Below are 17,947 nucleotides of genomic sequence, written 5' to 3'. Positions count from 1 at the left end.
CGGATGTTTACCGTCGCCGATGCCCGCCGCTGCGCCGTCGATTTGTTTATGCAGTCGGCAATACTGAAAACGCAGCCCCGCTCGTCTTTAACGCTCGATGCGGACGTCCTGCTGCAGTACTTTCTCAATAGGCCGCGGGCATGGCTTTTTGCCCATGATGACACCGATATTTCCCCGATACGGGAAGCCTTTTGCGCGGCGATAGAGCGGCGCTGTACCGGTTTACCCATTGCCTATATCACCGGCGAAAAAGACTTTTGGGAACTCCCCTTTCACGTAAGTCCCGATGTGCTGATCCCCAAACCCGACACCGAACTGCTGGTAGAGCGGAGCCTCACCGTCATAAGAGAAAAAGCGGCGGCTCTCCTGCCCGAGCAACACCTGTTCATACTCGACCCCTGCACCGGATCGGGCTGCGTTGCAATATCCATCTTGCATACGCTTGAGGCGGAAGGCATCAGGAATATCTGCTGTATTGCCGCCGATATTTCTCCTGCAGCCCTCGCCATAGCCCGCCTCAATGCAGAACGGCTCCTGTCCGCTGAAACACAAACGCGGCTTCATATCATCGAAGGCGATATGCGCGCATTGCCGGAAACCATCACCCGCTTTAGAGAATCACCATCTCCATCTCCATCTTCATCTTCCCTACTGTCCAATATTCTCCGCTTCGACCTCATCGCTGCCAATCCACCGTATGTTCCCTCTGCACTGACGCAGGAACTGCTCAAAGACGGTCGGAATGAACCGGCATTAGCCCTCGACGGCGGCTCCGACGGTCTTGATTTTATACGGATTTTGACAAATAATACCCGTACTGTCCTAAACCGCAACGGAGTCCTTTTAAGCGAGGTAGGAGAATACCATGCCCAAGCCGCCCGCCGGCTCTTTGAAACCGCAGGCTTTTCGGACATCCGTATCCATCAGGACTTAGCAGGCCAAGACAGACTAATCGAAGGCGTATCGGAGCAACCGCACTAAAACCATTTTAGCGGTTGCATTCCTTTCGCGGAAAATTTTCCCAAAATTTTCCGCAATTTATTTTTAGCGAAGGGTCATCACAGCAGACCAATTGATCAAAGCCGCAAAATAATTGAGGTTGTGAGACCATTTGAACCGCGAAGAGGTTCAACTCTGGTCGAACAGACTCAATTATTTTGCGGGGATATTCAAGGAACATCTGGCGTGGGGCACCTGAGGATGACACGATGATACAAAAAGTTGAAAACCTAAGCAGTCTTGAACATTTTTTTGCGCAGTATCCCTGTTATGCGGATGCGGAAAGTCCTGAAGATGCCGCACGGATTACCGCGGCATGGAATCTTTTGCTTAAAAACCGTATATCCGATACGGCAGCTGACGCCCCCATTCCGCATGACGCCGCCCATTCGCTGCGTATGGCGCACAGCCTTGCCGCACTTGAAATGGATTCCGAAAGTATCATCTGCGCGCTGCTCTACAGCGAAGACGGCAGCTTTACGTTACCGGAGGAGCAACTGCGTGCTCAATTCGGGAATACGGCCGCGGATATTTTGAATGCGGCGGCAAAGTTCTCCGATGTAAAGCTGTATAACAAAAGCAAAGAACATACCGATACCGTGTGCAAAATGTTCTTCTCCCTCGTAAGCGACTTACGGGTTATGATTATCCAACTTGCCGACCGGCTCGATAAGATTCGGTATATTTCCGAATATCCTGCGGAACGGCAGCGCGGTATCGCCCGAGAAATCAGCGAAATCTGGGCGCCGCTTGCCCAGCGGATGGGTATTTCCACCGTTCAAAATGAGCTTGAAGATTTAAGCCTTAAATACATTAACCGCGAGGCCTTCGATCAGATAAAAGACGTTGTTGCAGCAAAGAAAAAAGAACGGGAAGCCTTTTTGCAGAGCGCCGAAAAAACCATCTATCAAACGATGGAGAAAGCGGGAATCAAGGTTAAGGTGCAAAGCCGCGCCAAACATTTTTGGTCTATCTATCAAAAAATGAAAAAGCGGAACAAGGCGGCGGATGAATTGTACGACCTCCTCGCCGTGCGGATTTTATGCACCACAGTGAACGAGTGCTATACCATCCTCGGCCTAATGCATACGGTATGGAAGCCGCTTGAAGGCCGCTTCAAGGATTACATCGCGATGCCGAAAGCGAACGGCTATCAAAGTCTCCACACCACCGTTATCTGCAAAGGCGGCCAAACCTTAGAAATCCAAATCCGCACGCACGAAATGCACGAAATAGCCGAGCGCGGCGTTGCAAGCCACTGGGTGTATAAAAAACACAGCAAGAACAAAACGGCAAACGAGCAGGAATTATCTTTTGTACAGCAGGTTAAATCGCTCGCACAACAGCGCTTTAATAATGAAGAATTCCTCGCGGAACTGAAAAGCGATTTATTAAGCGATTCGATTTTTGTGTTTACGCCTAAAGGTGATATTATCGAGCTGCCCGCCGGTGCAACCGCCGTCGATTTTGCATACCGTATCCACTCGTCGATAGGGGAAAAGCTCGTATCCGCGAAGGCTGACGGCGCCATCATCCCGCTTTCCCGCCCGCTCAAAAACACACAAGTGGTAGAGGTTATCACGCACCCGAACGCGCACCCCACGCACAACCAGTACGAAAACGCCCATACAACGCGGGCTCGCCAAAAAATCCGCGCATGGCTCCAACTGCACGAAAATCTCCTTCACACTGAAAAAGAAGAAAAAGGACAGCGGACGGATATTGCCGAAGATTCGGCAAAAGAAGCACCACGGCCGCCCAAAGAAACACCGGAAGAAGCTGAAACGGCAAAACGGGAACTTGAATCAGCTCAAAAGGATCCCAAGAAAAACCCCGCATTGCGGATACGCATCGGCGGTTCTACCAACTTTCCCGTACGTTTTGCCGGATGCTGTAAGCCGACCTCCGATTCTGCCATTTGCGGCTATGTCGCCAACGGCAGAGGAGTTATCATCCATCGAAAAAACTGTATCAACCTCAAAAGAATTCCCGATTTGGAAGCCCGCCTCATTGATGTTGAATGGGATACAAAAGAAAGCAAAAAGGAAAATCCCGAAAAAGCGCAGAAAAAGATTAAGCCGCGTAAGTAATCCGTTCGATATTAAAGATATGAAAAAGAACGGTATTGTTACGGTTATTGCGCTTATCGGCTTCCTGTTTCCCGTATTTGGGGCGGATTTAGAGCTTGACCAAAGCGATCTTGCGGTTATTCAAGACCCCAAGGGCGCCGGATATCACTTTTATATTCGAAAAAAGCCCGATATCGCTTCCATCTTAATGACGGAGACGACAAAGGATCCTCAAAATCGGCTCGATAACTTTGCATACCGCGATTTCCAATACAATAGCATTAACGGAGATGAAAAGCGTATTCTGAATGGCAAAGAACTGGATACCCGCGGAAAGCGGCTTTACAGCCTGATAGACTCCAGTCCCGAAAAAAACACACCGCTCGGCGAAGCATTTCATATCTGGGTACCGTACATTATTTGTTACGGCTATGAATGGGACAGACACGGCGAAGTGCAGGTATTGGATGGTACATTTTTTAATATCCGCGCATTTGAAAAGCCGTATGCCGATTATACCGGCTCTTTTAGCGATAACCCCTTCGTACTGCGTGTAACGCAAAAATCGATTAAGGAAGTGCATGATCCGGCTTTTAGCGAACCGGCCGCCGCTTCTTTTTCGGAACTTGCCCGCTTGAGCGGCAATAAACTGATCTATTCGGAGAATGTTGACGGTATTATGCCGTCGATTGAAGTCATCCTGACGCCGAAGAAGCACAAGAACCTCGATGTGGTGTTTGTTATCGATGCAACCGAAAGTATGAAGGATGATATACAAAAAGTCAGGGAGCTGCTTGCGGCTTCGTTGAAAAAGGTACTTCCCAAATATGATTCCTACCGGATAGGGCTTGTCCTTTATAAGGACTACTATGATGATTTTTTGACTAAAACCGCATCCGATTTTACCTCGGATATCGATCGTTTTTCCGCTGCGCTCAAGAGCTTTAGCGTATTCGGCGGCCGCGACATCCCCGAAGCGGTTTACGAAGGCATCGATGCGGGACTCGACCTTGAATGGCGCACCGATGTGGATACCGACCGTAAACTGATCCTCATCGGCGATGCCCCGCCCCATCCCCGCCCTCAAGGCTCAATTACGAAAGAGAGTATTATCGAAGCGGCAAAGGCAAAGGATGTAAAACTGTTCCCGATTATTTTGCCGCATAATAAGACCTACTAGACCAACCTTTTGAAATATACGGCACATCTACTGCGTCGTACGGCAAAAAAGTGTCCTCAACGTATCAAAGATACGCCTGCGGTACTTTTTTACCTAGCTCCTTGTATCTGTGCCGTCTATTTCAAAAGGCTTACGGAAAGGATGCATCTACTTCGTGATGCACACAAATAAATACTCAACGTATCAGAACGGACAGGGATATCCGGGGTTCCATGCAGTAACAAGTTTGCCCTGAGCAAACTTCCAGCCTCAAAATATACACGGATGTATATTTTGGGGCGAGGATGGCAGTGGTTTTAAGCAGCAGCGAAATTTGGGCTATGCACAAATCTCGTTGTTAAAAAGCGTACAGGAATAGTCATTCCAGTTCTTGAAAAAGGAATCCACTGCATCATGGCCGGCATCGGCAGTAACGGCAGAATAGACCTCTTTCAAGTCTTGACATACCGCCTTGAGGTCTCTTTGTACGAAACAAATTTTGTCGAGCTACGTACCGTGTGTACAATGTAGTGCTGAATATGCATATGAGGAAACACTGCCCTCACTACATCGGGGAAACCGGTAAGTCATCCATACAGGCGATCAAAATATTTTCAGTACCGCGGTTCTTTATTTCTGTCAATACACCCGCGCAGAATTTTGCTCCCCCATTCTCTGAAAGCCACAGTCCTAATACCTCTTTCTTACCTTCCCAATTTATTGCCAGCGCTACTATAACGCTTTATTGACGGTTCTGCCATCTTGTCGGCAATTGACCCGCAAGGCATCAAGAAAAAGAATGGGGTATGATTTATCAAGCGGACAATTTTGCCACTCTTTCACATCCACACCGCGGCTTATATTACATGGGTAATAAGATCTGCTGAAACAGTCACTCTGTAGACTTCCTGCAAGCATAGCTGAATATCCCGACAGCTCATACCGTATGAGTACATCGAAGTAATTTAATCGTTAAACAACGGTGTTCGCTTTTCATATTTAGGAATAATCAGCGGTTCGAAAGTGCTGTTTAGATCACGGGAAACCTATATTTCGGTGGTGTTATTGTCACCCAGAATCACCGTTTCTCACTATATATGTTGCGGTTGTTGCCGTAATACTCTCCTGCATTATCGTGCTTCTTGTAGCCGAGATACTATCCATTGCAGCATTGAGAATGCGCTTATAGAACCGGTCAGTAAGCTGCTGCGATAGTCCGTCTTTTCCGGTCAATTCTTCCTTCGTCATTCCGTGAAAATCAAGCTGGTTGAGCATCTGGCCAATCGCATCTTTTTCTCGTCATTATCTTTTGGCTGTCATTCCTCCTTATAGAGTATCTTCTTTTCAGCCATCTACACAGTTTTTTTATAGGATCCTGAAAGGTGTCGGCGATCTCTTTTTTTGGTGTTATATATTTTTCGATGGTTCCTGTGTATCGCCTTTTTTTAATTTTTTTTCAACACGGCTTATAAATTGAGTCAGTGATATATCGAATGCTTTTGCAATATTGTTAATAATGGTGAGAGACGGTAATTTTATGCCTTTTTCAATTTCAGAAATATATACTTGATGCGAATCAATAACATCTGCCAATTTTTCTTGAGACAAATGCTTTTCTTTCCGTAGTTCCCGTATAGTATCTCCCACTTCTTTATTCACACAACAAGTATAAGTTTTTATAAGCAAAAACATTACAAGCTATTGTTTATAAATAAAGCTATATGCTATAATTTATAAAATAGGTCGAAAGAATGTCAGATTGACCTGACTAAAGATAAGCGGGTGCGGAACTGATTTGACATGCTTGCCTCCGAAAAATAATAATTGCAATGAAAAAATCATTGTGAAAGGAAGGTCGAAATGAAACAAAAGAGATTAGTTTCAGCAGGAAAGTTTATAGCGTATTTTACCGTGCTGCTTTTATTTATTAGCGTTACTATGAGTTGTGCATCAACTCCCAGGCCTGTTTCGGATGAATATGTAGGTCGTTATGAAGGTGAATTTGTGCAAGGGCTCACCGCCAATAGTAGTAACTTAAAATGGACAGCTGAGGTAAGGAAAAATGGCGAGTTTGTTATTGAGGTAAACAAGCAGATTACTACGGGACTGATTCGAGAAAATGGTAAATTTTATGCAGAGCCGAAATATTCTCCCTTTTACGTTTCAGTAAAATACGAGGGAGAAATCGATAAAACTTCTGGATATGTTACGGGTATAATTAAGCCTACGGGAATACACGCATTATCAGGAGCGGTTGTTGGATCCATAACTGGTAAAAGAATCAAATAGTATCGTATAACACTTTGAGTTGGTTCTAGTATCTTTTTTTGTTCCGAAAAATATACTAGAGCCTTTCATTGTATTTTCATCGTTTTAGAATCTGATAATTAGTCAAAAAAACTTACCTTAAGTATTTGGGAAGCACAAATCAAGTACCTAAAATAGCCTGAAACTTTCAGCTTTTCCGGAGAAATTTTAGACATATACTTGCAATACCTTATCTTGCATAGAATGAAAAATATGCGTACACTTCCTTATTATGGAGAGCTTACAAACCGAAGCGTTGCAGCGGATTGCTGCGTTTAAAAAACAAATGGCCGTATCAGTTATCGGGCAGGAGCAGCTGATTGATGACATTCTCGTCGCTTATATTGCAGGCGGACACGTGTTATTGGAGGGGGCGCCCGGTCTTGCCAAAACCTTAACGGTACGAACTTTTGCGGAGCTTTCTCAATTAAGTTTCAAACGCATCCAGTTCACGCCCGACTTGCTGCCTGCCGATCTCACCGGAACGCTCATCTTTGATTCTACCGCGCATCGCTTTGCGGTACGAAAGGGGCCGCTTTTTGCGCACGTAGTGCTGGCTGACGAAATAAACCGTGCTCCGGCAAAGGTTCAATCCGCATTGCTTGAAGCGATGGCGGAAGGTCAGGTTACCATCGGCGAAACGAGCTATCCCCTCCCCGAACCGTTCTTCGTGCTTGCAACCCAGAATCCGATTGAACAGGAGGGTACCTATCCCCTTCCCGAAGCGGAACTCGACCGCTTCCTGTTTAAACTCTTCGTCCCCTACCCTAAACCGGCGGATGAGCTCATCATCATGCTGAAAAGCGAAAATATCACCGCTTCGGTAAAGAAAACACAAGCTCCTGAAACCGAAGCAATTCTTTCCGTCGATATGCTCCATACCATCCGCAGAGGCGCCGAAGCCGTCCGCTGCACCGAAGGTTTACACGAATACATTATCGCGTTGGTTACGGCGACCCGCCCCATTATTGAAAAACGTGAAGAGCTGCCCCGCGGCAGTTATCTTAGCTATATCACCGTCGGAGCATCTCCCCGCGCGAGTATCGCCCTCTACCGGTGTTCAAAAATACGGGCATTTTTGAACGGACGTGACTATGTCCTGCCCGAAGACGTAAAGACTCTCGCCTACCCTATTCTGCGCCACCGCTTAAAACTTTCGTATGAAGCGAGCGCGGAAAATATCAGTGCAGATGAAATTATCGCCGAGCTGCTCGAACTTATTCCGCAGCCGTAACATATTGGAGGAACTATGAATAAAGAACTTGACGCCGTAGCGCTTTCGATACGGAGCCTTTCAATCGATGCAATCGAAAAAGCCAATTCCGGCCATCCCGGACTTCCGCTCGGAGCCGCCGAACTCGCAGCGGTGCTGTACGCAAAAATTTTACGGCATAATCCGAAAAATCCCCAATGGGTAGACCGCGACCGGTTTGTACTGTCGGCGGGGCACGGGTCTATGCTCTTGTATGCCGCGCTGCATCTTGCCGGTTACGATCTTTCGCTTGACGATATCCGCTCGTTCCGGCAGATCGGTTCCCGCTGCGCAGGGCATCCCGAATACGGCCTCACCCCCGGCGTCGAAGCCACCACCGGGCCGCTCGGTCAGGGCATTTCTACCGCAGTCGGTATGGCGATTGCCGAAGCGATGCTTGCAGCGCGGTTCAACACCGAAGAGTACCGCATTGTCGATCACTACACCTATGCGCTGGTGGGAGAAGGCTGTTTAATGGAAGGCGTTTCTTCCGAAGCATCGAGCCTCGCCGGTACGTTGAAACTCGGTAAGCTCATTGTATACTATGATAAAAACAATATTACGATAGACGGCTCCACCGATATCGCCTTTGCCGAAGATGTTACAAAGCGGTACGAGGCTTACGGCTGGCAGGTGCTGCACGGGTCGATGTATTCCTACAGCGATATAGAAAAGCTCACTGCGGAAGCAAAAAAAGATCCCCGCCCATCGCTCATCATACTCGATTCGGTGATCGGAAAGGGAGCGCCCGCCGTTGAGGGAACCGCCGCCGCACACGGAGCGCCGCTCGGTCAAGAGAAGCTGGCGCAGGCAAAGAAGACGCTGGGGCTTGATCCTGCAGAACAGTTCTTTGTCGCCCCCGAAGCCTATCGTTATTTTGAAGAGCGGCAAAAGGAATTCGCTCAAGCGGAAGCGGAGTGGGATAGCCGCTTTGCCGCGTGGAGCGCCGCCTACCCCGAACGGCGCAAAGAATGGGATCGAAGCTTTGTACAAGGCGGTATTGACCAAGCTATACTCGACGGTGTAGCCGATCCTATCTTTAAAAAAGATGAAATGATTGCGACGCGGGCGGCTTCTAAAACCGCACTGAACGCTTTTGCAAAAGCATTCCCGAATCTCGTCGGCGGTTCGGCGGACTTGCAGGGGCCGAATGCGGTCGCCTTGCAGGATGCCCAATCGTTTACCGCCGCAACACCGCAGGGACGATACATCCACTTTGGTATCAGAGAATTCGCGATGGCAACGATTACCAACGGTATTCAGCTGCACGGCGGTTTTCGCGCCTTCTGCGCAACCTTTGCCGTGTTCTCTGACTATCTGCGCCCTGCGCTCCGGCTCGCGGCACTGATGCGCATCCCTTCTATTTTTGTATTAACCCACGACTCCATCTTTGTCGGCGAAGACGGCCCAACCCATCAGCCGGTGGAAACGCTCGCAAGTCTCCGCGCCATTCCTAATCTACTGGTACTCCGCCCTGCCGATGCGGAAGAAACCGCCGTCGCATGGAGAATTGCGCTTGAGCAGAAAGACCGGCCGGTCTGTTTAATACTGAGCCGTCAGAATTTGCCAATACTGGAAAAAGCCGAACCTCAGTGGAAAGCTCTGATGAAAACTGCCGGCAGCTATATCGTAAAAGGCACCGACGACGATCCTGAGATAACCGTGCTTGCAACCGGTTCCGAGGTAAGCCTTGCCTGCGAAGCCGCAGAGCTCGCCGCTCCGAAAAAAGTACGGGTTGTTTCCGTTCCGTCGAAAGAGCTGCTGGATGCACAAACAAATCCGTTTAAAGCACAGCTAGCCGGTAACAACACCCGTGTGATGGTTGCGGAAGCGGGAGTTAAACAAGGCTGGGAAGGCTGGGTACAGTCACCGGAAAAAGATATTTTCTCGATAGAACGTTTCGGCGAATCGGGACCCGCAAAAAAAGTTGCGGAACATCTCGGATTTACCGCCCAAGCGCTTGCCGCCCGTATCAAAGAATAGAAGCAAAGGATTACCAAGGCTGCTCACCCTATGCAGTCTTGGTAAACTTAAAAGGAGAGAGATAATGAAACATATAAAAAAACTTACAGCGCTTTTAGTCTTGAGTATATGCTTTGCGCCTGCTTTTACCGAAACCATTCAAAACGGAATACTTGATCTCCGCCGGAACAACTTCAATGACGCGCAAAGTATCGGAATAAGCGGTAAGATGGGATTTTATAATCGTCAGTTACTTTCTTCACCGGAAGATGTACGTAACCCTACGGTATTTATCGAATCTCCTAAAGAATGGAGCACAACCGTTTTATCCGACGGAACAAAGATGTCTGCATTCGGATACGGTACTTATACTCTGCAGATTTTATTACCGGAACAACATCCTGAATTAGCAATACAATTTTCTTCTCCGGTTTCCGCATGGAGTCTCTATGTAAATGGAGAGCTGCAAGACCATTCAGGACAAGTCGGGTCTTCACGAGAAACATCGATCCGCGGCGAAGCAAATATTCTCTATTATATTCCGAAAGACATAACCGAAGTATGCATGGCTATTCAAGTTTCAAACTTTTTCCATTCGCGCGGCGGTATTTATCAAACCATTAAGTTTTCGACAAAGACAAAAGCCGACAACACCAATTTTGCATTCCTTTTTATTGAGATTTTCGTTTTCGGCTTTGGGGTCGCAATTATTCTGTATCATCTTGCACTCTATCTATTTCAGCCTGATAATAAAAGTATCCTATGGTTCGTACTCTTTAGTATTCTCGTCGTTCTCCGCAACATGGTAAAGGGGCCTGTCTTTAGAATCCTCTTTTCTTTTTTATCATGGAACATCGATACTAAAATCGACTATCTTACCTTTGCATTACTCAGTTTTTCCGTAGTCGGTTATTTTGCAGCGCTCTATCCTAAAGATACCCATAAAATTATCAACCGTATCATTATGATTGAGGCACTGGCGTACACCGCTTTTATTTGTGTAACGCCGTCTTATATCTACGGAAAGCTCATACAAGTTCATCAATTAGTGATTGTTATGATTATCGTTTATGTCATTTATTTAATCATCAAGCTGCTCATACGTAAACGGGAAGGTGCAATATTTATTGTTATCGGCATTCTCATTCTGACGATTTTCACATTAAACGATTTGTTTTACAGTATGATGATTGTATCGACAGGAAATTTACTACCGTTCGGTTTTTCCGCATTTTTATTAGCGCAGGCATTCGGGTTTGCATGGAAAACACACACTTACAACCGTCAAAGTGAGGAGATAAAAATACAGCTGTCGGATTCCGACAAGCAGAAAACGCTTTTATTTAATGAAATAAGACACACCAGCGACAAACTGCAACGGCAAGAAACGGTTCTGTCACAAAACATGGACGGCGCAGAACAGGCAATGCAGGCCTTATCGATTCAAGTGCAAACATTAAAATCTGAAATGTCCGAACAAAGCAATCAACTCCGCAGTACGCAAAATGCAACCGACAGCTTTAACGCTTTCTTGAATACGATGCGGCAAGGAATTGAACGGCAATCGGATGCAGCGGAAGAAACGGTAACGCAGATTAAACAGTTAAACGATGCTACTAACGGACTAACGGAAAAATTCAACGAAATAAATCATAACTTTTCTTACATCCGTGAAGCAAGCGATGCCGGTAAACATCATTTAATAACGGTTACGGATATTATCAATGCCATTTATGAAAGCTCGGAAAGCCTGCTGGAAACAAACCAAATTATTACTGCTATTGCAGAGCAAACGAATTTATTGGCAATGAATGCGGCAATAGAATCTGCCCATGCCGGTGAAGCAGGAAAAGGATTTGCAGTCGTTGCCGACGAGATACGGAAACTTGCGGAAAACTCCGCGTATGAAGCCGATAACACCGGTAAGATTTTAAAGCATATTAATAAAAGCATTAAAGACTCTGCAGAAGCTTCGGAAGTGTTGCGAAAAAGTTTTGACAATATCAATACGCAGGTCAATAACTTCCAGACGATACTAGGAGATATTTCATCCTTCTTAAAAGACGTCGATATGCAGGCAGAAAAAATGAACATCGCTATGCAATCGCTCGCTGATCAATCCGTTGATGTTCAAGAGGAACAAACCGCAGTTCAGCAACTAAGAAACAGAATTAATGAAAGCTTTACCAGCTTATTGCAAGCAACCGAAAAAGTACATACGGAAATAACGGCTATGTTCACAAATATCAAAAGCTTAAATGATGCAGTTCAGACAACACGCGGAGTAGAAGCCGAAACAAGCGAATCAATCGGTACGCTCAATGCACTGATTACACACACCGATCATCTGCATAACATCAAAACGAATGAATAAATAGCTGAAACGAATAACGGCATCTCTTAAAACTATACCTGAGTTTCTAGAGATGCCCATGCTCTACCATGTAAAAGTCCCCTTCAGCCATATAGCGCTTATCTTGTGTAAGGCCGCAAAGTCGCCCTTGCCGTCATAGCCTTTGGTGTACAGATCACCGCCGAGTGCAAAATTGATATTATCAGTGAGTGCATAGCTAACCGAATAGGTGCTGGATGTACTGCCGTAGTTTATATCGATAACACCGCTAGCCGAAAGTTTGAGCGTGTCGCGCAAGAATGTTTTACTCACACTGAGGCTGACAAAGCCCTTGTGCATCGGCCGCTCTATATCGTTTTTATGGTTGAGGATGAGATCTTCAAAATACTGAGCGCTCAGCGTCCACGAACTCTTGATCCAGTCAATGCCGGCAAGCATCAGCAGCTGGTGTTTTTTTGGAGAATTAAACTCAAGCATAACATCATCGGGGGTTTGTTTTTTCAAATCATTGACAGACTTTTCTGTCAGCAAATTCTTTGGTTCAAAGAACCGCTCTCCTACCCACGCAGTTTCCAACCTGATCGTTACATCGCCTGCAGGAATCGCTGCATCGATACCAGCCATTCCGATACGGTAATACTCTTCATTTAAATTGATATGCAGCTCTTTCGGTACGTATGGATTTGAAAGTGGATGATGTGTACCGCCTGGATTAAACAAACCCTTTTTTGCATACCCGCTTTTTACATAACGCGGATTTTTATCCCAGCCGTAAAAGCCGGAAACGGAAAAATCGATGCCGGGTAGAAAGAAAGAAAAACGGGCGGCCACTTCCGTGTCGGTAAACATCTTTGGTTTTGCACTTTCCGTCTTTGTGTACTGAATTGGAATGGAGCCGAGCGGAGTTTTGGTATCGTAAAAATTCGGCGTGTCGATATAGTACAGGCCGTCTTTTGCGCCGTTTTCAAAGCCGAAGCGCGGTAGTTTATTCGGGGTAAAAAACGGTACTGCAACCGCTTCAAACGTAAACAGATCGTGAAAAAAACGCAGGCGGACGCTGTCCGACGGAAGCCGCGCATCATCGCCGCTAAAGGCGATAAACTCCGAGCTGTCCCGCGCACTTAACACATCGGTGAGTCTAAATCCGTCAGCCTGTCCCCACGCAATAACCTGCCGCCCGACACTGATATCCCATATTTCACCCGAATAGCGGTAATACGCTTCGTTCAGCCGGAAGCCCGTGCGCGCAGGGTTCCGGTAATTGTATTCGGCTGCGGCGGAAATAACTGCGTAAGAAGAACCGGCAGAGACCTCACCGTTCATCCGGGCAATCGAACGGGATGCTCCGTATTCGAGATTTTTTTTAGCATCATTCCAACGAACACCGTGCAGTGTTTCAATTTTGCCGCTTAGCGTAAATATCGGTTTTGCACTGCTATCTTCCGCATCATCGGAAAATTCGTCATCTCCTAAATCATCATTTATTTGAGATGCAGTTTCACTATCGGATGATGTATCAGTTGCTTGAGCTATTCCCACCTTTCCGTCTACACCTGCTGCCTCCTGCGCACTGCAGGGAAGCGCCAATACAAAAAACAGTAAACAAATAATAGCTCCTGACAAAAATGCTTGTCTGTATTTCCGTATTGTGTTCATATCGTCATTACTCCTTCTTTTCATTTTATTCGTGCGGAGGGCTTAAGAGTAATACTCCAACACTTTTTGAAAATACCCTCTCCCAGCGCCTTTTGAAATAGACGGTGTAGATACGAGGCGCGAGCACAAATTAACCGCAGGCGTATCTTTGATACGTTGAGGATTAATTTGTGCGCAGCAACGAAGTAGATGCACCGTATATTTCAAAAGGATTACCTAATCTTCCCTTCTTCCAATGAATTCACCCTAAAATACGAGTCTGAAATGTTTTTATTGAACTCGTGCTTGAGCGTTTCAATAACGGTTGTGTGCTTTTTTTGCAGATTATTCATTTCCATTTTGCCCGCAGTCCAAAAACCGTCTTTTTTTTCGATACCGCTTACCGTAAGCACTTTCAGCAGCGCGCCCTGCTCGTCATAAAATTCCGCCTTTACCTGCACCAGCGATTCCTTATCAATCCAGGAAACATACTTTGAGTACATCGATTTTTTTACCGGAACCGATTCAACTTTCCAACAGTTTTTCCCATCTACGGTTTCTTCTGCAAGCAATGTATACGTGTAGTCATCGATCTTGTGCCCGCTTATATCATCGTAGGTAAAATCGGTACCCATAAAATAGTCCTGACTTGAAGAGCCGGAAATGCGTTTTGACTTTTTAAGCGCAGGCATATAAAGCCAGCGGTCATCGTTTTTCGAAGCATCATCATACGAGAAAGAAAGATAGCCAACGCCCTTTACATCGGCAGGCAGCATAAACACCATCACCGTTTTCTTTTCGCTACCGTAATCTTTTGAATATGCAGTAACTTCGCGTACCCGTTTTTTTCCGCCGGAATTGATGAGCGTCATTCGCATCGTAAACGAATCGGTTGCAGCTTTTTCGCGTTTATCAACCTTTTGCATAATCTCTTTACCCGTCAACTCTTGCGCAAATGCAAGGCTTAGGGACATCGCTACAAATACAGTCAGCGCAATCAAATGTTTTGTTGTTTTCATACTATCATTTCTCCTCTTTTCCAAACGGTTTGCTTATGTAAATCAGTACCGGGGTCATCAAATAGTCGGCGGCGAGCGCAGACAGAAGGCCGACCGCAGCTAATACACCGAGACGTAGAATCGCATCAATCTTACACGTAAGATACACTAAAAATGTTGCAGACAAAATAATCGTTGTCATCGCAAGTGTCTTTCCGATGGAATAAAACGTCTCGAAAATTACACGGTCATAAGATTTCTCTTTGTCAAAAAGATATTTGGTGTGGTTGGTAAAGTGAATGGTATCATCAACCGCAATACCGAGAATCATCGGCATAATTGCCATCGTCATAAGATCCAGCGAAATACCGAGATAGCCCATAATTGCACCGATGACAATGACAGGAAAGATATTCGGGATAAGCCCGATAAGTCCCATCTTAACACTGCCGAACACAAGCATCATTAAAATTGCAATCGCAACGAGTGAAGTTAAAAAAGAATACAATTCGCCGAATACGATTTTGTTGTTCAATTCCGCAAATTGTACGGCGGCTCCGATTAAATGACAATCGGCCTGCGGAAACAGTTCCGCGCATGTTTCCTCAATGGTTTTCATATTCGATGCAAGTTCGTTCGCATCATACGAGGCAACATCAATCGCCATACGGAGCGTGCGGAAATCTTCATCAACCCAACGTGAAGTTTTGCCGCCGGAAATTTCGTACAAGAACAGCAGCTGGGTGAGCAACTCTTCATCATCAGGAATCGTGTAAAAGGCAGGATCATCGGAGTGCATCGTTTGATTCATTTCTTTGACTACATCTAAAATGGAAAAAATTTTCGGTACGCCGTTATTTAATTTTGTGAGTCTAAAGGTTCCGATAAGGGTGCTCAGCTCATCAAGTTTTTTAAGTACATCAGGATCTTTTACCGAATCGTCTTCATCAAAGGTGAGCATAATGTTGTAGTTAAAATAAGAGCCGAGCTGCGACTGCGTAATTTCATAAAGACGTTTAATATACGGAATGCGCAAGCCCATAAATTTAAAGCTGTCCATATTGACATCTATTCTGAATAAGGCCGGAATACACGCAGCAGTGATGAGCGTAAATGCAGCGATGATTGCTTTGCGTCTTTTGATAACAGTACGCCCGAAGCGTTCAAACCGTGCATCCAATTTTTGAGCACGCGAGGCCTTTGCATTGTGAGCATTTGCCGAATCTTTACCGGCCTCAATATCTTTTCCGAAGCTCATCAAAATAGGAATAAGAACACTGACATAAATATACACGGCAAACACCATTGCAGCGCTTGCAGCCCCCATCCAGCGCATCGGTTTAAGGTCGGTCGTTAAAAACGACAACACCGAAACAACAGTAGTAACGACGGTAAAAAAGAGCGGCCACCCGGTATTTTCAATTGAATCGATTACTGCTTCTTTTCGTTTACCGATTACATAGAAACTGGTTTTAAACGAATTGACAAGGTGAATTGAATAACCGACCGAAAGCGCCATCGCAAGCACAATCGGAACCGACATCATTTCCGACTTTCCGGAAATGTGCAAAAAGCCCATGATGCCGAGTACCGTGGTAATACCGAAGAAGGTTGCGAACAACGGCACAATCGTTCCGCGGAGCGATCTTGTAAATATGATGAGCAAGATAATCATACAGAGAAAACTCAATCCTACGCTTTTTGTGGTCTCGTGTCCCATCACTACTTTTTCTTCCGTTTCGGTATAGGGAAGCCCCGCAGGTTTTATCGTATACGCGGCGCTATGATATTTAGAATCGGTAACAATGTCGATTGCCGCTTCTCCGATAACGTACATCGGCGCCGTCGTCGAAGTTTTACTCCAGACTTCTTCAGGCGGTGTCGCCTTGAGCGACAGTACCAGCCATGTTTCCGTCGCATCCTGTGTTACGAGCTTATTCACAATCGACTTACGCGAAAGGATAAAGTCTTTGGCAGCTTTTAATGCGGCAGGATCGGAAGGAATACCGTCCCGAAACGGATTGGTGATTTCTATGCCTTCGTCCGTACCAACGGTAATATCCGTATCGGTAATCGAAGTGATGGAATCCGCATACGGTACTTTTTCCAAAAGTTCCGCGCCGATATCTTTAATCGCTTGGAGCACCTCCGGCTTAAATACATCGTCTGATTCAAAGAGCAGCACGATCGAATCGTTACTGCCGAACAATTCCTTAAACCGCGCATCATTCTTTTTTGTGCTTTCTTTTACGGTTAAAAACTCGTCTTCATCAGCCGAGCCGACCTTAAAACTTTTTACACCTATAAGCCCCGCAACCGTTACAGTCGCAAGCAGAACCAAACAGAGCCAGCGGTATTTTAATTGAAACTTTGCAATCTTTTTAAAGAATAGATGCATCCCTTCAAGTTTCATGCCATGAACCTCTTACAATACTGAAATAGTAAACACTGTTTACTATTTCAGTATAAGATTCCCCTAGGAATTGTCAATAGGTATGATTGAATTTGCGATTTAGTTATTCTTCGGATCCGTTAAAACAATCTGAGGCCATTACCTTGATCATATTTCCGGCTGCATAATTTTATTCCAGCAGAAATACATGACATCAGTTAATATATCGATAAATCCTTGAGCTTTTTCGTAAGAATACTCATGGGTGATAATTTCAAAAAATGGTGTTAAGGCAGTACTGTAAATCAAATGAAGCTGATCGTCGCTTAAAGGCCGGATATTGATTCCATGTTTTTTAAAATCGGTGATACATTTTTTACATGCTGTAACATCCGCCATTACAAATTCATGGCGGATATTTTCGTATTTTGTTCCTGTCGCACGGTTAAACAACAGTTTAAATTCATCAAAGCGGCTATAAACAAGATTATACAAATTCCATATCGATGTGCGTATAACTTCTTTTATCGCTGCCCCATTTTCTGTTTTGAATAGCTCGACTACGGTTTCGGAAAAATCGGTGCCGATACTTAACGTTTGTGCAATGAGCGGCTGCACGAGCGCTTCAAAAATTGCAGCCTTTGACGGAAAGTGTTTGTACAAAGCACCTGCCGTTATTCCCGTCATTGCTGCGATGGAACGCATGGATGCTTTTTCAAAGCCTTTTTGCAAAAACTCTATTTCTGCATTTTTGAGAATTTCAGTATAAGTATCGTGCTTTTTTTTCGATTCTTTCATTACTGATAGTATAGATTGCCGTT

At 45.5% G+C, this 17,947-nt stretch carries 13 protein-coding genes and 1 pseudogene; 7 read left to right on the top strand and 7 right to left on the bottom strand.

Translation table 11 applies throughout. The features are described 5' to 3' along the window. Nucleotides 1–3 precede the first annotated feature (3 nt). From prmC to E4N66_RS06480, 3 genes are all read left to right on the top strand, one after another. Nucleotides 4–981 carry a peptide chain release factor N(5)-glutamine methyltransferase gene (prmC, locus tag E4N66_RS06490; protein WP_253729414.1) on the top strand — a complete coding sequence of 326 codons (978 nt, stop codon included), beginning with the start codon at nucleotides 4–6 and terminating at the stop codon, nucleotides 979–981. Nucleotides 982–1,208: 227 nt separating this feature from the next. Beyond that, complete coding sequence (locus E4N66_RS06485; protein ID WP_253729413.1) at nucleotides 1,209–3,089, top strand: RelA/SpoT family protein; 1,881 nt, start codon at nucleotides 1,209–1,211, stop codon at nucleotides 3,087–3,089. Nucleotides 3,090–3,108: 19 nt separating this feature from the next. After that, the gene (locus E4N66_RS06480; RefSeq protein ID WP_253729412.1) at nucleotides 3,109–4,248 is read left to right on the top strand and encodes a vWA domain-containing protein; all 1,140 of its coding nucleotides are present in this window, start codon (nucleotides 3,109–3,111) and stop codon (nucleotides 4,246–4,248) included. 544 nt (nucleotides 4,249–4,792) lie between these two features. Here the strand turns inward: E4N66_RS06480 and E4N66_RS13135 are convergent. The 3 genes and pseudogenes from E4N66_RS13135 to E4N66_RS06470 form a co-directional block, all read right to left on the bottom strand. Next, nucleotides 4,793–5,145: pseudogene (locus E4N66_RS13135) on the bottom strand (transposase). Between the two features lie 150 nt (nucleotides 5,146–5,295). Beyond that, nucleotides 5,296–5,502 carry a hypothetical protein gene (locus E4N66_RS06475; RefSeq protein ID WP_253729411.1) on the bottom strand — a complete coding sequence of 69 codons (207 nt, stop codon included), beginning with the start codon at nucleotides 5,500–5,502 and terminating at the stop codon, nucleotides 5,296–5,298. Nucleotides 5,503–5,634: 132 nt separating this feature from the next. Beyond that, nucleotides 5,635–5,886: a helix-turn-helix domain-containing protein gene (locus tag E4N66_RS06470; RefSeq protein WP_253729410.1), complete on the bottom strand. Its 252-nt coding sequence runs from the start codon at nucleotides 5,884–5,886 to the stop codon at nucleotides 5,635–5,637. A 201-nt stretch (nucleotides 5,887–6,087) separates the two neighbouring features. On the opposite strand from E4N66_RS06470, the gene E4N66_RS06465 reads away from it, so the two are divergent. The 4 genes from E4N66_RS06465 (at nucleotide 6,088) to E4N66_RS06450 (ending at nucleotide 12,122) form a co-directional block, all read left to right on the top strand. After that, the gene (locus E4N66_RS06465) at nucleotides 6,088–6,516 is read left to right on the top strand and encodes a hypothetical protein (protein WP_253729409.1); all 429 of its coding nucleotides are present in this window, start codon (nucleotides 6,088–6,090) and stop codon (nucleotides 6,514–6,516) included. Between the two features lie 250 nt (nucleotides 6,517–6,766). After that, nucleotides 6,767–7,768, top strand: coding sequence for an AAA family ATPase (locus E4N66_RS06460; protein WP_253729408.1), 1,002 nt, complete (start codon nucleotides 6,767–6,769; stop codon nucleotides 7,766–7,768). A 15-nt stretch (nucleotides 7,769–7,783) separates the two neighbouring features. Continuing rightward, nucleotides 7,784–9,769 (top strand): transketolase, encoded by a 1,986-nt coding sequence (gene tkt, locus E4N66_RS06455; protein ID WP_253729407.1) that lies wholly within the window; start codon nucleotides 7,784–7,786, stop codon nucleotides 9,767–9,769. Between the two features lie 64 nt (nucleotides 9,770–9,833). Next, entirely contained in the window at nucleotides 9,834–12,122 is a 2,289-nt protein-coding gene (locus E4N66_RS06450; protein ID WP_253729406.1) for a methyl-accepting chemotaxis protein, read from the top strand. A gap of 63 nt (nucleotides 12,123–12,185) precedes the next feature. Here the strand turns inward: E4N66_RS06450 and E4N66_RS06445 are convergent, their stop codons facing one another. The 4 genes from E4N66_RS06445 to E4N66_RS06430 all read right to left on the bottom strand — a co-directional run bounded on the left by E4N66_RS06445 (nucleotide 12,186) and on the right by E4N66_RS06430 (nucleotide 17,924). After that, nucleotides 12,186–13,757, bottom strand: coding sequence for a DUF1302 family protein (locus E4N66_RS06445; protein WP_253729405.1), 1,572 nt, complete (start codon nucleotides 13,755–13,757; stop codon nucleotides 12,186–12,188). 212 nt (nucleotides 13,758–13,969) lie between these two features. Next, entirely contained in the window at nucleotides 13,970–14,755 is a 786-nt protein-coding gene (locus E4N66_RS06440; RefSeq protein WP_044016289.1) for an outer membrane lipoprotein-sorting protein, read from the bottom strand. Nucleotides 14,756–14,759: 4 nt separating this feature from the next. Further along, nucleotides 14,760–17,147 (bottom strand): efflux RND transporter permease subunit, encoded by a 2,388-nt coding sequence (locus tag E4N66_RS06435; RefSeq protein WP_253729404.1) that lies wholly within the window; start codon nucleotides 17,145–17,147, stop codon nucleotides 14,760–14,762. A 147-nt stretch (nucleotides 17,148–17,294) separates the two neighbouring features. Continuing rightward, nucleotides 17,295–17,924 (bottom strand): TetR/AcrR family transcriptional regulator, encoded by a 630-nt coding sequence (locus E4N66_RS06430; protein ID WP_253674735.1) that lies wholly within the window; start codon nucleotides 17,922–17,924, stop codon nucleotides 17,295–17,297. Nucleotides 17,925–17,947: the final 23 nt, after the last annotated feature.

The organism is Treponema sp. OMZ 857, assembly GCF_024181085.1.
Classification (GTDB): Bacteria; Spirochaetota; Spirochaetia; order Treponematales; family Treponemataceae; genus Treponema.
The sequence above is the reverse complement of the archived record's forward strand: the minus strand, read 5'-3'. Positions and strand labels throughout refer to the sequence as shown.

Coding starts and splice junctions, on each gene's coding strand:
- E4N66_RS06450 (WP_253729406.1), top strand. CDS start 9,834: ATGAAACATATAAAAAAACTTACAGCGCTTTTAGTCTTGAGTATATGC.
- E4N66_RS06475 (WP_253729411.1), bottom strand. CDS start 5,502: ATGCTCAACCAGCTTGATTTTCACGGAATGACGAAGGAAGAATTGACC.
- tkt (WP_253729407.1), top strand. CDS start 7,784: ATGAATAAAGAACTTGACGCCGTAGCGCTTTCGATACGGAGCCTTTCA.
- E4N66_RS06435 (WP_253729404.1), bottom strand. CDS start 17,147: ATGAAACTTGAAGGGATGCATCTATTCTTTAAAAAGATTGCAAAGTTT.
- E4N66_RS06480 (WP_253729412.1), top strand. CDS start 3,109: ATGAAAAAGAACGGTATTGTTACGGTTATTGCGCTTATCGGCTTCCTG.
- prmC (WP_253729414.1), top strand. CDS start 4: ATGTTTACCGTCGCCGATGCCCGCCGCTGCGCCGTCGATTTGTTTATG.
- E4N66_RS06465 (WP_253729409.1), top strand. CDS start 6,088: ATGAAACAAAAGAGATTAGTTTCAGCAGGAAAGTTTATAGCGTATTTT.
- E4N66_RS06440 (WP_044016289.1), bottom strand. CDS start 14,755: ATGAAAACAACAAAACATTTGATTGCGCTGACTGTATTTGTAGCGATG.
- E4N66_RS06430 (WP_253674735.1), bottom strand. CDS start 17,924: ATGAAAGAATCGAAAAAAAAGCACGATACTTATACTGAAATTCTCAAA.
- E4N66_RS06485 (WP_253729413.1), top strand. CDS start 1,209: ATGATACAAAAAGTTGAAAACCTAAGCAGTCTTGAACATTTTTTTGCG.
- E4N66_RS06460 (WP_253729408.1), top strand. CDS start 6,767: ATGGAGAGCTTACAAACCGAAGCGTTGCAGCGGATTGCTGCGTTTAAA.
- E4N66_RS06445 (WP_253729405.1), bottom strand. CDS start 13,757: ATGAACACAATACGGAAATACAGACAAGCATTTTTGTCAGGAGCTATT.